Genomic DNA, 16,888 nt, shown 5'->3' on the forward strand with positions numbered 1-16,888 from the left:
ACCCATATCTTCCTTTTGGTATAAATTAATCGCTTTTAGCTTAATTTCTTTTGTATAGGTTGTTCTAATTTTCCCCATGAAAAAATCCCCTCCATAGAAGACAGTACAATCCTTTCTTTTTACTGTCTTCTATAAGGGGATAATAACATGTTGAAGACCCTTATTAACTGGTCAAACCGTACGTCCATCACTCAATAAAGTAAAATTGTTATGCAGCTCCCTTTCATTAATCGATATCCTAATTGCCAAGTCTTTAGTTCGTAAAACAAAATCTTTGACACCTATAAATTCAGATTCAGCAATCAAATAGAATTGTGTTCCCTTTTTTATACCTTTAAAATCATTTTTCAGCTTATATATCTTCATTTTCTTACCTAGCTACTTCCTTTTAAAGTTATGGCTGTTTTCGCAAACTTTGTTGCTATTAACCAAGTAAAGCGGTGTGGTTGATTTCTGCTCCAGATGCTCGCTTTCCGCGGGGCGGGCGGTGAGCCTCCTCGGCGTAAACGCCTGTGGGGTCTCACCTGTCCCGCTGTTCCCGCAGGAGTCTCGCACTTCCGCTCCAATCAACCTGAATTAGTTTTTGTTTTAAAAGCAACAATCTCTTAGAAAAGAGCCAAAGTTATTGATCACTGGTAGCCTTAACCCAAACTTAAAAGGTTCCAGGTCTTGCATGAATTCCAGAATCGCTAATTATTGTATATATTTTTTCAACCATTTTAATCCTCCATCTTTAAAAGATCATCCAACAACCTAGAATAATTCACTTTTGTATAATCTGAAACATCCACTTCAAATAACTTACCTAATTCAAACGTGTCATATCCTCTTGTTGTACATCTTTTTATAAATTCCTCATAGTTTAATAAGTTATCAGCATTACTTCTATCAGCTAATTGATCCCCTTTTTTGTAGGAAGATACGATATGACTCAAATGCCTTGTCGGATCTAAATCTCGTTTTTTTTGTCGTTCAAATAAAACATCTAAATCTGCAATTAATCGAATAGTAACAACCTCATAACCATAACTTTCTATTAATTGCTGAATATGAGGTTTTTGTTTCTGACTAAAAGGATAATCAGACATAATATTGCTACCTACTTGCATTTGCTGTTCCATTAGTTCATAGTACTTCGCCCATGCTATTTTTTCAATCTTCTGCTTTTCTTCTAAATTACGATAACCATACATATCACAATAATATTCTTTCAAGTTATCCTGAGAAAGATTATAAAATGCCCCTAATGTACTATTGATGATATTACTCAAGTAGGTTTTTCCTGTTCCTGGTAAACCCGCTAATAAGATTAAGACTTTATCCATCTTACCACCTCATAATCTAACGAATAAAGAGAGAGTACAAGGAATTCCCCGTACTCTCTTTATTAGCCACATCTTCTCCAATCCTTATGAAAAAGACTTTGAGCTTTTTTTGTAATTATTTTACTTGAAGGGTACGGTCTTCTTTATTCATGAAGATTCCGATTTTATGTTTGACAATTTCTTTGACTGCCTGGTTACACGGAATAATATTATGTCGTAATGATTTAGTTACTTTTGTTTCTCCGAATGTTTCTTTCGCTGTTTTCGTCCATGCTACTAACAACTCAGTACCTACATTAAATTTACGAATTCCGTTATTAATTAATTCATGTATATCCATTTCATTAACACCTGTACCTCCATGAATAACTAAAGGTACATTTACTACAGCGTTGATTTCTTTTAATAGTGGTAGATTTACTTCTGTTTTGGATTTGTATTGACCATGATTAGTACCAATTGCAATGGCCAAAGCATCTACCCCTGTTGCTTTAACAAACTCTTCTGCATCTTTTGGGTCCGTAAAAACCTTATCATTCTCATCTACATGAATCCCTTCTTCCGTACCGCCAATAGTTCCTAGTTCGCCCTCTACTGAAACACCATATTTGTGTGCATATTCTACTACTGCACTTGTTTTCATAATGTTCTCTTTGAATGGTAAATGAGAACCATCAAACATTACTGATGTATATCCTTTATTGATTGCCTCTTTAATATCATCAAAATCCCTTGCATGGTCTAAATGCAATACCACATCCACCATTTCATTTGTGGCCATCGTTTTACATACAGCAACTATATTTTCATGACCAATATATTTCGCAGTATCTATACTTGTTTGAATAATAATTGGTGCTCCTTGCTCTTTTGCAGCACGGATCATATCCGGTAACATCTCTAAATTATGTGCATTAAATGAACCAACTGTATAATTCAATTCTTCAGCCCTAAGTGTTACTTCTTTTAATGTTGTATACATGGTCAATTACTCTCCCTTTATACTAATCTTTTATTTTCTTCCTTATCGAACACCACGCGTAACCTCTTTAGAAACTTGCATCATTTCATCCATTTTCTTTAGATATATCTGTAATAATTCTTCATTATTCACTTTTGCTGCTTCTGCACGCTTCTTGTTATAAAGTTTTAATAACGTTTTGTAACCATTTCCTAATGACTTTTTGGCCTGAATACTTTTTTCTAACGAATCAATAGCATTATCTTCATCGCCAAGTTCATTAAATGCTAAGCCAATCTCCTCATAAATTTTTGCTTGTTCTTCTCCAGATGTTTGATTTACGTCTTCTTTTTTAATGGAGATGGTACGTAATAATACTTCTTTTCGTTCTGCTGTTAACACTACCTCTTCGGTTGTTTCTTTTTTCGGTTCTTTCGTTTTTTTCTTACCAAATCCAAACATTACTTAAAACCTCCTTTTCTCTTCCCACATTCTAGAATGCTTTTAAAAGTGGACCAATGAGCCATGCATATAGTAAAGCAGCTGTTACTGTATCAACATCTGTAGCTGTTGCATTGACAAATCCCATAGAATTGAAAGTCGTTACTAACAGTGCTGGTAATAATGTAATGAAGAAACCATGTACAATACCACCAATAATTGCTCCGCGAATACCACCTGTTAAGTTACCGAATATACCGGCAGTACCACCCGCGAAGAAAGCTGTAAGCATACCTGGTAAGATCATTGCCAACCCAAAGACAGGTAATACAAACATTGCAATAATCGAGCCTATAGTAGTTGTGATAAACCCTACAATGACTGCATTGGGGCTAAATGGGAATAGGACTGGACAATCTAATGCAGGCTTTGCATTTGGAACCAATCGCATTGCAATCCCTCTAAATGCCGGAACAATTTCACCTAGTAATAAGCGAACCCCAGCTAATAATACATACACCCCAACTACGAATTGGATAGATTGTAAGAATGCAAACATTAAATAGTGGGTATTTCCTGATAATGTAGAAGCGAACTCTTCACCTGCAAACGCTGCTGTAATAATGTAAAGTGGAGTCATTACCACCATCAAAGATAGATAGGTATCTTGTAAGAATTCAAATTGAGCTGGTAATTTCAAATCTTCAACAGATTTTTTCTTTTCGCCTTTTCCCCCAACTAGTTTCGCTACACCTGCTTCAAACACATACCCAACTGTACAAAAGTGGCCTAAAGCAATATCATCCATACCAGTAATTTTACGAACAAAAGGTTGTGCAATAGCAGGCATTGCTACCGCAAAGACACCCCCAATGAAACCGCCTACTAAAATCAAGGCAAGACCACGTAAACCTGCAAAGTAACCAAATACTGTTGTCATAGTAGCCATCCAAAGAATTGCCTGACCAGTTAAAAAGATGTATTTCCATTTAGTGAACCGTGCAATGATGATATTAAAAACAAAGATAGCTAAGAAGGTTAGTGCGATATCACGACCCAAGCCTAACTCATTCATTGCTTGACCGTTAATAGCTTCAATCGAAGGAATAATCCCTTGCATATGGAAACCTTCTGTAAAAATATGACCGAAATATATTAAACTACCAACAATAATGCTAGAACCAGCTGACAATACCATAAACCCTAACATCGTCTTTAACGAACCAGAAATAACTTGCCCTGTTGATTTCTTTTGCAAAATCAACCCCAACATAGCAATCAACGCAATTGTGACTGATGCCTGTGTCAAAATATTCTCGATAATAAAGTTAACTACACCCATTTTTTTACCCCCATTTCTAGCTATCTCTATTTATTTTTAAGCTAATACTCCTTTTTCCCTTAATACTGGGGTGATTTTTTCTTCAATCTCTGGCTTAGATACAATATTTCTCAAATAAACAATTGTCGTTTGTTTAGGATCAACTGAAAATTTTTCAAATTGGGATTTGAAATTCTGTGCCGTAATAATAATATCGGGTTTTACTGAAACAGCAGACGAGATATCACTATGATCTAGCTTGGCATTGACACCTAATTTGCTTAATACATCCTCTGCCGCCATTTGACAAGCAAAACTGCTTCCTAGACCTGCTCCACATACAAATAAGATATTTACTTTTTTCATTTCACTCACTCCTATACACTTTTTGGGTTATCTATTTATTTGTTACTAGGAAAATCATTTGTTTTATAAAGGCTGTTTTCGCAAACTTTGTTGCTTTGAAAATAGTATTGGGTTGATTGATTGGCACTCCAGGATGCTCGCTTTCCGTGGGGCGGGCGATGAGCCTCCTAAAGCAGAAAGCGCCTGCGGGGTCTCATCTGTCCCGCTACTCCCACAGGAGTCTCGCACCTTCCGTACCAATCAACCTAATCAGTTTTGTTCAAAAACAATCTTTTAGAAAAGAGCCTTTATAAAATTCTTCTACATCAATTTTAATAACCACAGCATTCCTCACTCCATTACTTCAATTCCATATAACACCTGCTTAAACATGTTTACATCTTGTGCTGTAATTAATTGGTCTAATTTCTCTTCATCATTGATTAACTCAATCAGATTTTTCATCACATTTAGATGTGAATAAGAATCCACTGCGGCTAAACAAAAAACAATTTTCACCGGATCATTATCAGGATTTCCGAAATTCACCGGTTCCTTTAACGTCATGACACTAATACCTAATTTATTTACTCCATCTTCCGGCCTTGCGTGTGCTAACGCTAAATGCTTCCCTACTACTATATAAGGCCCATACTCTTCCACAGATTTAATCATGGCATTTATATATCGTTCTTCAATGACCTCTTCTGTTAACAAGACCTGGGCAGACTTCGTAATCGCCTCTTTCCAGTCTTTGCATTCTTGCTTCAGTAGAATGTTGGAATCCCTCAAAATATCCTGCAACATCGGCTGTATCTCCCTTGTATTAATTTTCAAATGATGTTCTTTAAAAGTGTCTTCTACTTTGTGATAGCTTTCCTGTGTTACCTTCCCGCCGCTTTCAACAATTAACATCAGAATATCCTGCATTAGCTTTGTGGCGTCTAACCTCTTGGACACGATTCTTCTCTTATTCTTATTTTTGAGTAAAAATTCTTTAATTTCCTTCTTATCACTTTCTCTTAAAATCGGATTAAGCAATAATACAGGTTTTCTTGGATAATCAATTGAAATGGTCGTAAAAACTAAATCAACATCTAACTTGTCAATAAAGGCTAATTCATACGAACTCAATACAGCTACAATCTCGATATTGAATTGCTCTTTCAAATTCGCAGCCAATAGCTTTCCAGTTGAGATCCCATGATTACAAAGCACAACCGCCTGATAAACATATTGTTCTTTCTGCTTTATCTGGCTGGCAGAAGTTGAAAAATAAACGGTCAAAAACCCGATCTCATCTTCTGATAATGGCTTTTTAATATAGTCTTCTATTTGCTTACTAAAGCAAGTGACTGCCTGATAAATCTCTGCATAGGATTCCTTAATAGTGTCTTTTAACGGATTAAATACCTGTAAATCATTCTTCGCCCTGCTTAACAACCCAGTGATATGCTTATACAAACCTTCATACAAATCTTCTTCTCTCTGAGAAAAGGGGATTCTTGTTACCTTTTCTACATGCTCAATTAATTGAATAGCTAATAATTGTGCGGTAACCCAATCGAATGAATTATTCATATCTTTTGGATTAAACGATTCGATTGTAAAGGTGGTATATTTGATTTCATTTAATGATGGATATAAACCAAACTCTATACAGATGGAATCGACAAAGTTTCTGACAGGATCTTCTTTTATCTCGGCTCTTACTTTGGCTAATTCCCTAAGGGTATTTCCTTCTTGCAACCGCCTTACCCATAAACCTAAAAATAGAATGCTTTGATTTCGATATACATGATTAATCTCTACTCTGGACTTTTCAAAGACGTCGTCATAATGTTCTCCAATGACCCTCAGTGCACTTGCATCCAAATAATCAAGGACAAATCGATCTGCAAAGGTATTCACTGTATCAATATCTCGGTACCCCAAGAGATTAGCAATATCTGTCATACTATTAATCACGTCATACAACATAGTGCGTATTGATCGTTCATCACCTTTTAATACAATACCTTGCTTCGTTAAACTCACTACAGAAATACCATACTCCTTTAAAAACTGACGTAGTTTTCTCATATCCTCATCCAATGTACTTTTCGATACCTGCAGTTTTTCTTCCATTTCAAAAAGCAATGTCGTTTTTGTAGTATCGGCAATATCTAAGAGTAAGGCAAGAAAACGTTCATTGGGCCTATAATAATCTGATTCTCTGTCATCCCCAATTTTAGACAGGAGCTTTTCGCAATCCATCTCTGACAGCTCTAATTTCAACCCTTTGCCTCTTGTCGTCGTAATGGACGGATAATTATTTTCTGCTAGGTATTTATTAATTAGGACCAATTCGTTTCGAAAAGTACGCTCACTAATATTGAACTCTTTACTTAAATCCTCACAAGTCAAAAAGGTATTTACTGTCAAAAATCTGGTAAGTACTCGTTGAGTTCGTTCTTTCATGATAGTAACTCCTTTCATAATTTGATTATAATTTCTAATATTCAAATAGTTTAGTACATCTTATTGCAACTTCAATTTGCAAAAATGTAAGCGTTAACAGTTTTAAAAAAAATCAATCTACAAATCAAATATCCATCGAAAAAATATGTGTTTCTTATCCCTGTCGTTCAGAAATAATGCAATTGTTAATCCAATAAAATAACAAAAACCCTACAATTCCTAAGGAATGTAGGGTTGCAATTATATTTAAATCTTTATCTTCATGATACCTTACTAAACAGATTGATAAAGGTTAATAACAACAATAAGCGACCCCGTTAATTCTAATTTAGAATAACAAGGTCGCTTAGTCTACTTTCACACTTATGACTATTTTCATCCCTTTCAGTCTCCTTTATATGGAAATCTATTATTTTACCATTTTATCTCCTGACTGATTAGGAACAGTATCATTAAATTGATGAACCAAATATGTAAGGTAAGAATTTAATTCAAATCGATCTTTATAAACAAAATCAGTCAACGTTAATTTGCTTTTTCTCATTATTTACCTCCTGTATGTACTTCATTATCCTTATGATTCCCAATCTATCATTCTTTTATACATCTAAACTTCCTAATGGAACAAGGAAAATCTCCTTTAACTTCTAGACCTCGTTCCTAGTATCGGCCCCACCTACGCCAAATACTATGACAGCCACGCGTGCCATCCAACCCATTATCATTATAATTGAAAACGCTTTCAAATACAAAGATTAATAGAAATCAAATTTCGACATAAATGAAATATTCCTGTCAGTTTTTGAAAATATGAGATCCTGGAAAAACTCCTTCGAATAAGCAAACCAAGATATGAACAAAAGCGCAAGCGCCTTGAACAGCCTCGGGCAAATAAGAAGCTTAAGAATAGAAGGTGTTCTTTACCTTCAATTCTTAAGTGGCTGTAGACCCAAGAGGGGCTAGGCGCTGGAGCTGGATGCCAAACGCTTATCCACAGTACAAGAATTTTATAATTTCCTAGACGAAAAAAAAGAAAACAACGTTTCATCGAAGGTTGTTTTCTTTCTTGTTAACAATGTTAGTTTATTTATTCTAAAATACTGTCTAATACCTCTACTACATGAGCTACTCGGTAGAAGCGTTCCAAGTTCAGTCACTAGTTATTCTTAGTGTTATTGCTTGTTTCGATTAATACGAGTTCCCTATTTTCATTCTTAAGCTTAGCGTCTTTGTTTACTACTAAGCTCTCTGCTTTTACAAATACTTGATTCGCTATCCACATGACGAGATAGGCTAATAAACTAACACTGAAAAATGGTATAAACCCAGGTACAATCGTTAATAGGAAATATAACAGAAACAAGCAGAAGATCATTCCAAAGGTAAAGTGTGGATATGAAGCACCTAAAATAAAGGCATATTTTAAGTATTTGCTTATTTTCCAATCATAATGAGCATAAATAGGAAAAATATAAAGTAAGACGATGAGAAACAAGAAGCTAATGACTAAAACGCTATATCTTAGAATGGTGTAGAGTATTCCTTCGGTTGGGATTAATGTTAAATCAACGTATAAAATGTAGCCGAAAATAACTAAGATCACACCAAGTATATTTGATTTCACAAATTCTTTACGATAGGTTTTCCAAAATGTCGAAAATACAGGAACATCGGTTTGTTTTAATACCCATTTGCGGATGACTGTAAATAGGGAAACTGTTGCGGGCATAAACCCTAAGAATACAATCCCTGCCAATGTAAAAACAATCCAAAGGAAGTTTACATATGCAAGCCTTGAGATCCATTCACTTATTTTGAAAAATCCGCCAGATAGCCCACCTAATCTCATATTTGCCGCCTCCTTAGATTAGAAGAAAATCTAACTATTCACCTTATTTTCATGCTTTAACATACTTTTGATGTTGATTGGCGCTTTTTCCTTTACCGATCTCCATACGGCTTCCCCAATAGCGATAGAATAAGCTCCTGCAACAGTTCCTGCCATTATCTCATAGGACCTTCTTGGATCAGGACCTAAGAAAATGTCCTCTAAGAGAATCGGGTCTCCTCCACCATGTCCTCCTGGTGTTTGAACAACATGAATTATTTCCTTCGATCCAAATAACGGATAATAGTCAATTGTTTGTTCAGGTACTGGAAATGGCACTCTACTTGGTGCATGGAATTCCGTTGTTTCAATTCTTCCTTTTGTACCATTAATGGCTAGGCGATAGCCTTCATACGGTGAAGAAAAATTAATAGAGTAGCTTAACAGCGCTCCTTTGTCATACTTTACAGTTGCAGCATATGTGTCCTCGATGTCAATCTCCGAATCAAAAATACAAGCATCAGGACGATAGCCTGTATAATTACTAGCACTCATATCTTTCATCGTATAATGATCATCTTCAACATTTGCCGTCTCGCTTCGCGTACTCCATCTCATAAAATAATCACATTTATGTTTTACATGACATGTACCACAAAAGCGATTATCTCCGATTTCAGGATTGTGTTCACCCTCTGGTCCATAATAATTTAGAGCACCAAATGCAAATACTTCAACTGGATTTTGATCCAGCCACCAATTGACTAAGTCAAAATGATGAGTTGATTTATGAATTGATAGTCCACCAGAATACTTCCGCATCCGATTCCAACGTTTGAAATAGCTTGCTCCATGATATGTGTCGATATACCAGTTTAAATCGACAGATGTAATTCTTCCAATCTTTCCTTCTAGTAGTAGTTCTTTGATTTTTCTGTGAAATGGACTATAACGATAATTGAATGTAACTGTCACTTTGCCTTTGCTGTTTGCCTCTGCTTTTAGTACTTTTTTGACATCTTCAACATTTGTGACCATAGGTTTTTCTGTAATTACATCCAAGTCATGAGCAAGTCCATTTAGAATATAATCTATATGTGTATCATCTCTACTTGCTACAATTAATGTATCCGGTTTTGTATCTTTAATCATTTGTTGAAATTGCTCTGGTCCATATGTAGGAACATTGATTAATTGTGGATACTCTTCCTTACATGCAGTAACTCTATAATCATCAAAATCTAGTAGCGCAACAATTTCGTTGGTAGAAGAGAACTCGTTTAATAAAGGTTTAATAAACATTTTCATTGCTCTATTGCTTAATCCACATATCGCATATTTCCTCAATTTATATCACCTCTTAATTATTTGTAGTTACCAATTCAGATAAAATGTTATAAGCTTCATCCTGATAGTTTGTGTACTTTGGAATAATCCCTACCATTTCAGCAGAGCCTTTGTAATTAAGCTTCTTTAATAAGGGTGACTCTAGTGGTATAGGTAACGCATAAAGATGAATATTTCCATCTTCATCTTTCAACTGATATTCTTTAAGATCGTTTTTATCATTTGTATTTTTGATTTCATCCAAAGCATGTAAACCAACCGGATCGAAAATGGATGACAATAACTCCTTTTCCATAAGTATGAGATCTCCTGAGTGGTCCACGAACTCTACAATCAATTTTTCAGGCATTGGATTATGAAACTCAACAGCAATATTTTGATCTCCTTTTGAACGATCATTAATGATTGTTTGTATTTGTTTTTTTGTTTTTTCAAGTAAGCTTGTAAAAATGAGTAGCTGAAAATCATCGCTTTTCTGCTGACAGCCAGTCATAAGCAATACGATGAGTGAAGAAATAGAAATAAAAAATACATATCGAATCAAAATGTGTCTAGAGTTTGTAAACGATACCATTTTATTGAAATGTACGATCCTCTCCCCCTTATCCAAGTTCTTGACTCTAAATTACCTGAAAATTGATATGACATCTATAATCATATCCACAGTTAAGTGAATGGTTTCCAATATTTATAGGTGTCCCTCAATCAAAAAACTGAGATACTGAATGTGACATAAGATAATGATTATACCCATATTGTCGTGTTTTAAGATATAATTAAATTACTATAATGCAAATTTTCAAAAAAGATATGTAAGGGGGTTCTTATGAAGAAAAATTCAACAAACTACTATTTTCGATTAATGACCTTTATCATCATTTTAACGACTGTTCCTGTTATTATTGTTGGATTATTTTCTTATTTAAAATCTTCTGAGGTTATTCAATCGAATGTAGCGAAAGAAAAACAACATAGTATTTACCAAGTTCAAACAAATATTGAACAAGTGATGAAAACCGTCGATCATTCATTTACTAATTTTGTTTCTTCTTCGCAACTTAATGAAACTTTAAAACAACCATTAACTCCAAATCAATTTCAGATATATAATCAGGTAAGAGAAGAATTAAGCCATCTTCAAACCTATGATACTGGATTGAAAGATGTGTTATTAGTCAGTTTTTATGAAAATTGGATCATAAACAACAGTGGTCTTCGTAGACTTAATAATGAACAAGCAAAGGAGATTCATCGTAATTACCTCTCTTTACCAACGAAATCGATGTGGGTTTTGGAAAAGAAAAACGAGCTATTATTTAATCAAGATGCAAACGAATCCTGTATGTATCATATGAATCTCGTTAAACAATTACCTATTAATAATGTACGGAAAACTGGAGTTGCTGTGGCAACCATACCTATTTGTGAATTTTCAAGCATTACATCACAAAATCTTGACCTGGAAGAGACGGTAATATTAAATGAAAAATTCGAGGTCGTTGGCCATAGTAAAAACAAAAATATCGGAAAAAACTATTCCAACCATAAATTGATTCAAAACTTGCAGGGGATCAAGCAGCAATCAGGACAATTTAACATGGATATTAATGAAACCGATTACAAAATTACGTTTCGAAAATCAGATTATAATGGTTGGACCTATCTATCGTTAATAAAAATAAAAGACTTGAACAAACAATCGAGTTCCATCGGTTGGTTTACCTTCTTTATTTGTACATTATTGCTTATTCTGTCTTTGATTATTTCTTTCATAGGTTCAAACCGAATGTATAGACCAATTCACCAGCTTCAATCTTTCATTTCAAGTAAGTTTCATAATAAACCCGAGCTCGAGCATCGAAATGAATTTGACTTAATTGAGCATCAAATTCAACATATGTTAGACCAAAATGTTCAACTAGAACAGAAGGTACAAGGTCAGGTGACACAATTAAAGCAGTTTTTTATGGTTAAGCTGTTGCAAGGAAAGGTAAGTACAGATGAGCTACAAACAAAGCTAGTTTCCTTTGGCTTTAATCAGCACTGGAAAAGACTTTGTGTATTTACGCTCCAAATTGATTCGTTTGAAGGGACAGGCTATAACAGTAAGGAAGAGGATTTATTACTATTTGCAATTAATACAATGATTGAGGATCTTTTTCCAAGCGACATAAGAATGACGCCGATTGTCATGAATTATTACCAGGTTACCATCTTTTTAAGCGACCATGATTCTGACTGGGAATACACACAGTTTATCACCAACACTGCTCAAACGATTCAAACAAAGGTTAAAGATGAGTTGAATATCCCTGTAAGCATTGGAATAAGTTTACCTTTTACCAATTTAACTTCTACAATTCACGCGTACAAAGAGGGCAGTGAAGCACTGAAATACACTATAAAATTCGATAAAGAATCCATTATCTTTTTTGAAAATTTACAAAGAAGTAAAACGTTTCATACTTTCTTTCCAAAACAAATTGAAAATGAATTATTTGATGCCATTAAAGTCTGTGATAAACCGAAAATTGATAAACTACTACATACTCTCTTATCAAAAATCGTGGAAAAGGAATTAAATCATACTCATTATCAAATTTCCATTGTTCGACTACTAAATGATCTAATAGAATTAATGCAAACATTGGGTATCGAAATTTTTGAATTTGATAATAAGAAATCGCTTTTTGATCATTTGTATGAATTAAAAACATTAACAGAAATCCAATATTGGTTTAGGGACATCATTATTTATCCTTTAATGAATAAAATAGAAGAACGAACAGAGTCTCAATATAAAAACCTATCTGATAAGATTATCCATATTGTTCAACAGGAATTTGATTCAGATATCACATTAGAATCAATTGCAGCAAGGCTTCACTATAATACGAATTATTTAAGCACCATCTTTAGCAAAGAGACAAATATTTCGTTCAGTGATTACTTATCGTTGTATCGTATAAATATGGCTAAAAAATGGTTATTGGAAACAAATATGTCTGTAAAAGAAATTTCCGAAAAGCTTAAATATAATAACTCACAAAACTTTATTCGTTCGTTCCGTAAAAATGAGGGGACAACACCAGGGAAATACCGCGAGGTAAAGAAAGCAAAATAACGCAAATAGCTTCCAGTAAAGAAACAATAGGAGCTCTCTCGATTTGAGATCGCTCCTATTTTTAATGTTCCATATTGATCGCTTACTCTTTAATGGATCCTAGCAAGGCACCTTTCGTAAAATGCTTTTGTAGGAAAGGATAAACCAATAATATCGGTAGTGTAGCTACTACAATTACAGCCATTTTAACTGTCAATTCTGGTGGAGGAGCATCAGTAAACTCTGCTCCGTCATAGTTTAGGCCACTTGCCAACACAACAATTTGTCGCAAAAGCACCTGGACAGGCCATAGATCGGCATTATTAATATACAAAATGGCATGCATATATGTGTTCCAATACGTTACCGCATAAAACAAGGAAATGGTAGCAATTGCCGGCATTGAGCAAGGAATAATGATTCGAAATAGTATTCCAAAGTCACTACAACCATCAATCTTTGCGGCATCTTCTAATGAGTCAGGCAAGCCCTGGAAAAAGCTTTTTAAGATAATCATATTAAATACATTGATTGAAACTGGGATAATTAACGCTAGTAAAGAATCGAGCAACCCTGTATATTTTACGGCTAAGAAAGTTGGTATCATTCCACCATTGAACAGCATAGTGAAGACGAAAAAAAACATAATAAATCTCCGACCAACTAAATCTTTTCTTGAAAGACCATAGGCTGTTAAGACAGAAAGAAACATACTCCACAAAGTTCCGCCTGCTGTGACAACAATTGATACTAACAGCGATCGGAAAATTGTATCAGTTGAAAAGATATATTTATAGGCTGCTAAGCTCCATTCCGTTGGAAAAAGAACAAATTGTTTCTCTGCTAATTCAGCGCTTGTCGTAAAAGAACTTGCTATCACGTGGATAAACGGCAGTACAGTCACCAATGCAATAATGGATAGTAGCAGGATATTCGTAATCGTAAATATACGGCTCCCTAAAGACTTGTCTTCAACCATTCTGTTTTCCCCCTATAGAATTAATAAATTCCTTCTTCTCCACTTTTCTTAGCTAACCAATTAGCAAAGATAACAAGAATCAGTCCAACAATTCCTTTAAAGAAACCAACAGCTGTACTGTAGCTAAATTGACCTTGCTTTAATCCTGCAGTATATACATACGTATCGAAGATTTCTGCTACCTCTCGGTTTGCTGCGTTTAATAAAAGGAAGACATGTTCAAATCCAAGTTCAAGAACATCACCAATTTTCAAAATAACCAAAATGATAATAACACCCTTAATGGCTGGCAGTGTAATATGCCACATTTGCTGGAGTCGACTTGCTCCATCCATTCTCGCAGCCTCATATAATTGAGGATTAATCGCTGCCATTGCAGCTAGATAAATAATCGTCCCCCATCCTGCTTCACGCCAAATTACCTGGGTGATATAAATAGGACGGAACCAGTCAGGATTCAAAAGGAAATTAATTTTTTCCAAACCTACAGCAGTCAATAATCCATTAATGGCTCCACCATCAAGTGTCAGCATGACGTATCCAATTGAAACAATGATGACCCAAGACATAAAATGCGGTATATAAATCAATGTTTGAACGGTTCGTTTAAATGCCATAAACCTTACTTCATTAAGCATGAGTGCTAAAATGATTGGAATTGGAAAGAAGAGGATTAAATTTAACGCAAATAACATAAGCGTGTTTCCAAAGATCATCCAAAAATCAGGATCTGTAAATAACCTTTCGAAATGTTCCAAACCTACCCATTCACTGCCGGAGATTCCTAAATACGGTTTATAATCTTGAAACGCAATGATTAGTCCATACATAGGAATGTACTTATAAATAATGAAATACAAGATACCTGGTAAAAGCATTAAGTAGATCCACTTATTCTTCTTAATTTTCCCCATAAGTTCTTTCCGTCGAGCTTCTTTCAAAACGATAGGATCTGTGTTTACAGCTACCTCACTATTCATTGCCATCATCCTTTCTAGAATAGAATGTATGAAGGGTACGCCCCCTGCCAATGCACCTCACATGGAAAACCGTCAATCTTCTTATATCCAGCACAAAATTTTTTTGTATAGATATACTTTTAAGAAACTATTAACCTCATAATAGAGCTAATATCCATCTTGCTTATTCCACTCATCTACAGCACGATCAAATCAACCTTTATCGAATTTGCCTAGCATATATTTATAAATGCTGTCTTAAAATAGCTGGTTCAAGCTTTCTTCTTTTCTTAATATGTGCAGGTGAATCCGAAGATATTTTTAAGCGCTTTCATTTAGCCGAGTGACAAATGTGGTTATCCTTAGTGTAAGAGCAGTACTAACAATCTTTCATGATCTAGTCATTCTCCTATCCTCCATTATCTAATTGTTTTTTCGTGAATCACATCTACAGACTAATTCACGAAAATCATATCGTAAATAATCACTTCCTCATATCCCCTTGAAAACACTGCGTTTCAAGCTGTTCGAATCTGAGAATCTAATACAATGATTATCGGTTTATGGTGGCAATTTAGCACTCGTATTTATTCGTCTGAAGATTAGTTTTTAACCTTTAGACGGATTTGTTGATGACTTTTATGTGAGAAAAATTCTTCTGGTTCAAATCCTTTAGAATTATACTTTATTCTTTTTTCCTATGCCTATTTTTCAACAATTCAATACAGGGTGCCCATGTTTTGTTAACTAATTAGAACCTTATAATGATGAGGAGCGACCATTCCTTTCCAAAGGTTTTAATGTCAAAAAGCATAAATGTAATATTCATGTCAAGATTCAAAAAGGTAAGCGAGAATTCTCGCTTACCTCAGCAAAACCATAATTGCCATCGTTAGAAAGCCAATAAAACCAAGTACAATCGAATTTGAAATGACAATTTTGCGATTTTCACCATTTTTTCTATGGTGAGTGCATCATCTTTTTGTAAATTCCTTATCAGTGCGGCCACAACCTTCATTGCGGGTGGCACAGGCACCGAAAAAGAGAAAGAGAAAAAACTTCCATTATTAACTTGCTTCTTTTAGTATTTCTGTTTTTTTCCTAAATACTATTTTAGATAATGTAATGCTAAACTCATATAAGATGAGTAAAGGTACGATGACTAGAACATCGGAAACCAAATCGGGGGGAGAAATGACCACTGAAATAATCATTAAAACAAAATAGGATATTTTTCTTGCTTTTACAAGTCTATGAGGATTTATGATGCCTAGTTTTGTTAAAAACATAATAACAGCAGGCATTTCAAATAAAAATCCAAAAGGCAACGTTAAATTGATCATGAAACTGAAATACTTATCGACTGTAAAGAACGCTTCGAACTGTTCTCCTGCTAAATTTTCTAAAAATGATAGGACAATTGGAAAAAGGATAAAGTAGCCGAAGGAAATCCCCAACAAAAATAAAAGAAATATACCTGGTATAAATGCTATTGTTGCTTTTTGTTCTTCTTTTTTGAGAGCAGGTTTTACAAATTTCCAAACTTGAAAAGCTGCAATCGGAATTGTTGCCGCAATTGCAACAACTCCAGCAATCATCATATAAATCCATAAGATATCACCAGGACCTAGTAATGCTAATTTATCATCTAAATCTTTCACTAAAAACTGGTGAATATCTTGCACAAAAATGAAGGATAGACAAAGGAATACGATAAAAGCAATTAAAACGATAATGATTCGTTTTCGCAATTCTCCTAAATGTTCAACTAGATTCATTTTGGTTTTATCCAAATGTAAGCCCCCTAACGAAAACCCTT

General features: G+C 34.6%; 14 protein-coding genes. 1 reads left to right on the forward strand and 13 read right to left on the reverse strand.

What is annotated here, in order from left to right; translation table 11 throughout:
• Positions 1-719: 719 nt before the first annotated feature.
• From I7822_RS25435 to I7822_RS25475, 10 genes are all read right to left on the reverse strand, one after another.
• On the reverse strand, positions 720-1,325 hold the full coding sequence (locus I7822_RS25435) for an AAA family ATPase (protein ID WP_207981869.1): 606 nt from the start codon (positions 1,323-1,325) through the stop codon (positions 720-722).
• Between the two features lie 115 nt (positions 1,326-1,440).
• Positions 1,441-2,307 carry a class II fructose-bisphosphate aldolase gene (locus I7822_RS25440; RefSeq protein ID WP_207981870.1) on the reverse strand — a complete coding sequence of 289 codons (867 nt, stop codon included), beginning with the start codon at positions 2,305-2,307 and terminating at the stop codon, positions 1,441-1,443.
• Between the two features lie 42 nt (positions 2,308-2,349).
• The gene (locus I7822_RS25445; RefSeq protein WP_207981871.1) at positions 2,350-2,748 is read right to left on the reverse strand and encodes a tetratricopeptide repeat protein; all 399 of its coding nucleotides are present in this window, start codon (positions 2,746-2,748) and stop codon (positions 2,350-2,352) included.
• 31 nt (positions 2,749-2,779) lie between these two features.
• Positions 2,780-4,069 carry a PTS sugar transporter subunit IIC gene (locus I7822_RS25450; protein ID WP_207981872.1) on the reverse strand — a complete coding sequence of 430 codons (1,290 nt, stop codon included), beginning with the start codon at positions 4,067-4,069 and terminating at the stop codon, positions 2,780-2,782.
• Positions 4,070-4,105: 36 nt separating this feature from the next.
• Complete coding sequence (locus tag I7822_RS25455) at positions 4,106-4,414, reverse strand: PTS sugar transporter subunit IIB (RefSeq protein ID WP_136355383.1); 309 nt, start codon at positions 4,412-4,414, stop codon at positions 4,106-4,108.
• 330 nt (positions 4,415-4,744) lie between these two features.
• Entirely contained in the window at positions 4,745-6,853 is a 2,109-nt protein-coding gene (locus I7822_RS25460) for a BglG family transcription antiterminator (RefSeq protein WP_207981873.1), read from the reverse strand.
• A gap of 409 nt (positions 6,854-7,262) precedes the next feature.
• Entirely contained in the window at positions 7,263-7,397 is a 135-nt protein-coding gene (locus I7822_RS30350) for a hypothetical protein (RefSeq protein ID WP_279382020.1), read from the reverse strand.
• 612 nt (positions 7,398-8,009) lie between these two features.
• Complete coding sequence (locus tag I7822_RS25465) at positions 8,010-8,702, reverse strand: YesL family protein (protein ID WP_207981874.1); 693 nt, start codon at positions 8,700-8,702, stop codon at positions 8,010-8,012.
• Positions 8,703-8,732: 30 nt separating this feature from the next.
• Entirely contained in the window at positions 8,733-10,028 is a 1,296-nt protein-coding gene (locus tag I7822_RS25470) for a Gfo/Idh/MocA family protein (protein WP_207981875.1), read from the reverse strand.
• A gap of 13 nt (positions 10,029-10,041) precedes the next feature.
• Positions 10,042-10,638, reverse strand: a complete 597-nt coding sequence (locus I7822_RS25475; protein WP_207981876.1) for a hypothetical protein — start codon at positions 10,636-10,638, stop codon at positions 10,042-10,044.
• A 216-nt stretch (positions 10,639-10,854) separates the two neighbouring features.
• On the opposite strand from I7822_RS25475, the gene I7822_RS25480 reads away from it, so the two are divergent.
• Positions 10,855-13,152 carry a helix-turn-helix domain-containing protein gene (locus I7822_RS25480; RefSeq protein WP_207981877.1) on the forward strand — a complete coding sequence of 766 codons (2,298 nt, stop codon included), beginning with the start codon at positions 10,855-10,857 and terminating at the stop codon, positions 13,150-13,152.
• Positions 13,153-13,234: 82 nt separating this feature from the next.
• Here the strand turns inward: I7822_RS25480 and I7822_RS25485 are convergent, their stop codons facing one another.
• From I7822_RS25485 to tatC, 3 genes are all read right to left on the reverse strand, one after another.
• Positions 13,235-14,110, reverse strand: a complete 876-nt coding sequence (locus I7822_RS25485) for a carbohydrate ABC transporter permease (protein ID WP_207981878.1) — start codon at positions 14,108-14,110, stop codon at positions 13,235-13,237.
• Between the two features lie 20 nt (positions 14,111-14,130).
• Positions 14,131-15,090, reverse strand: a complete 960-nt coding sequence (locus I7822_RS25490; protein ID WP_207981879.1) for an ABC transporter permease — start codon at positions 15,088-15,090, stop codon at positions 14,131-14,133.
• Positions 15,091-16,136: 1,046 nt separating this feature from the next.
• A complete protein-coding gene (tatC, locus tag I7822_RS25495) occupies positions 16,137-16,862 on the reverse strand; it encodes a twin-arginine translocase subunit TatC (RefSeq protein WP_207981880.1) in 726 nt (241 codons plus the stop codon).
• Between the last annotated feature and the right edge of the window lie 26 nt (positions 16,863-16,888).

The sequence above is a fragment of the Metabacillus bambusae genome, from assembly GCF_017497975.1.
Taxonomy (GTDB): domain Bacteria; phylum Bacillota; class Bacilli; order Bacillales; family Bacillaceae; genus Metabacillus; species Metabacillus bambusae.

What these genes read in the sequence shown, in the direction of transcription:
- I7822_RS25460 (WP_207981873.1), bottom strand. Translation starts at nt 6,853, where the DNA reads ATGAAAGAACGAACTCAACGAGTACTTACCAGATTTTTGACAGTAAAT.
- I7822_RS25455 (WP_136355383.1), bottom strand. Translation starts at nt 4,414, where the DNA reads ATGAAAAAAGTAAATATCTTATTTGTATGTGGAGCAGGTCTAGGAAGC.
- I7822_RS25485 (WP_207981878.1), bottom strand. Translation starts at nt 14,110, where the DNA reads ATGGTTGAAGACAAGTCTTTAGGGAGCCGTATATTTACGATTACGAAT.
- I7822_RS25445 (WP_207981871.1), bottom strand. Translation starts at nt 2,748, where the DNA reads ATGTTTGGATTTGGTAAGAAAAAAACGAAAGAACCGAAAAAAGAAACA.
- I7822_RS25480 (WP_207981877.1), top strand. Translation starts at nt 10,855, where the DNA reads ATGAAGAAAAATTCAACAAACTACTATTTTCGATTAATGACCTTTATC.
- I7822_RS25465 (WP_207981874.1), bottom strand. Translation starts at nt 8,702, where the DNA reads ATGAGATTAGGTGGGCTATCTGGCGGATTTTTCAAAATAAGTGAATGG.
- I7822_RS30350 (WP_279382020.1), bottom strand. Translation starts at nt 7,397, where the DNA reads ATGAGAAAAAGCAAATTAACGTTGACTGATTTTGTTTATAAAGATCGA.
- I7822_RS25450 (WP_207981872.1), bottom strand. Translation starts at nt 4,069, where the DNA reads ATGGGTGTAGTTAACTTTATTATCGAGAATATTTTGACACAGGCATCA.
- I7822_RS25490 (WP_207981879.1), bottom strand. Translation starts at nt 15,090, where the DNA reads ATGAATAGTGAGGTAGCTGTAAACACAGATCCTATCGTTTTGAAAGAA.
- I7822_RS25435 (WP_207981869.1), bottom strand. Translation starts at nt 1,325, where the DNA reads ATGGATAAAGTCTTAATCTTATTAGCGGGTTTACCAGGAACAGGAAAA.
- I7822_RS25440 (WP_207981870.1), bottom strand. Translation starts at nt 2,307, where the DNA reads ATGTATACAACATTAAAAGAAGTAACACTTAGGGCTGAAGAATTGAAT.